Origin of the sequence: Pseudorhodoplanes sp., from assembly GCF_035565795.1 — a bacterium.
In the GTDB taxonomy this organism is placed as follows: Bacteria; Pseudomonadota; Alphaproteobacteria; order Rhizobiales; family Xanthobacteraceae; genus Pseudorhodoplanes.
Genome location: NZ_DATMRV010000171.1, coordinates 1 through 1,552 on the forward strand (window position 1 = coordinate 1; position 1,552 = coordinate 1,552).

Consider the following 1,552-nt stretch of genomic DNA (forward strand, 5'->3'; position numbering starts at 1 on the left):
CTTCTTCTTCGCCATCGACGGCCACAGCCTGTGGGCCAACAGCAAGGCGCTGGAGATCGCCGGCGTCAATCGCGACACGCCGGACCCGATCCCGCGCTTCAGCTATTACGTGCGCGACAAGAATGGCGAGCCGACCGGCTACGTGCTCGAAGTGAACGCGGTGCTCGCGCTCGTCAACGCCGTCGAACCGATTTCGCCCGCCGCGATGGGACAGCTCATGGAAGCCTGGCTGCCGAAGGCCGCCGCCGCGGGCATCACCACGATCTTCGATGCCGGCGTGCCGCCGATCGGTAGCGATCAGGGCTCGCTGATTGCACTCTACACCGACGTTGAGAAGCGCGGGAAATTGCCGTTCCGTGTCGTCGCGTCCTATGCGGTCAAGGGATTGCCGGTCGACGACGCGGTGCAGCAGCTCACCGACATTCGCAAGCGCGTCTCCAGCGAGCTGGTGCAGGTCAATGTCGTCAAGATCGTCGGCGATGGCTCGCAGGAAGGGTATACGGCCTGGCTGCTTGAGCCCTATGCCGACAAGCCGGACTCGATCGGCGCGTCGCCATTCAGCGTCGAGCAATGGCATCAGCTCATCGGCAATGTCGATGCTGCCGGCTTTGACGTGCACGTCCATGCCTGCGGCGAGCGCACCGCCCGCACCGCTCTCGACGCCATCGAAAAGGCGATCGCGACCAATCCTCCACGCGACCGCCGCCATGCCATTGCGCATCTCGTCTATGTCGAGGACAGCGACAATCCGCGCTTCGGCAAGCTCGGCGTCACCGCGCAATTCTCCGCCAACTGGCTATCGGCCGATCCCGACACGATGATCAACATGCTGGAACGGTACGGGCCGGCGCGCCAGAGCCGGATGTATCGGCCGAAGTCCATCCTGAAATCCGGCGGCCGCATCTCGTTCGGCACCGACTGGCCGGCGGCAGGCTATTTCTCGACCTACAAGCCGCTCGACGCGATCCAGGTTGGCGTCACCCGCCAGCTGATCGGAAAAACGGATGCGCCGGTCCTGAGCCCCGCCGACGAGCGCCTGACCGTCGCCGAGGCGATCCATGCCAACACGCTCGGCGCCGCCTGGCAGCTTCGGATGGAGGACAAGGTGGGATCGATCGAAACCGGCAAGTTCGCCGATCTCATCGTGCTCGACCGCAACATCCTCGAAGGCGATCCACATGACATCCACCGCGCCACGGTGACGATGAGCATGATGAACGGGCAGATCCGTCACGAGAGCTGAGCACGGTCTTCCGCAAAGCGCGTTCGACGAGGCGGATATCGCGATCGCCCGGTCCTACGACGCTTTCGCCATCTTCTCCCGCGCGGCCTTGAAGCCGGTGACGAAGCGATGCAGCGTGTGCGAGGTCTCGCCGCGCTTCAGCATCACCTCGACCAGCGAGAACACGCCGCGGCGCGCGACCGCCGCATCCAGTGCGTCGCGCAACTCGCGGCGCGTCGTGACGCGTACGCCATGGCCGCCGAGCGACGGGGCGATTGCCGCGAAATTCCAGTCCGAAAGATCGTTGAACTTCGACTCGGGCTGGAACAC

At 64.8% G+C, this 1,552-nt stretch carries 2 protein-coding genes; one reads left to right on the forward strand and one right to left on the reverse strand.

Annotation, left to right across the window (positions count from 1 at the left end; all coding sequences use genetic code 11):
• On the forward strand, positions 1-1,243 hold a 1,243-nt coding region (locus VNZ93_RS15465), incomplete at its 5' end, for an amidohydrolase (RefSeq protein ID WP_325706816.1).
• A gap of 54 nt (positions 1,244-1,297) precedes the next feature.
• Here the strand turns inward: VNZ93_RS15465 and VNZ93_RS15470 are convergent.
• A partial coding sequence (locus VNZ93_RS15470; RefSeq protein WP_325706819.1) for a thiamine pyrophosphate-dependent enzyme occupies positions 1,298-1,552 on the reverse strand: 255 nt, incomplete at its 5' end.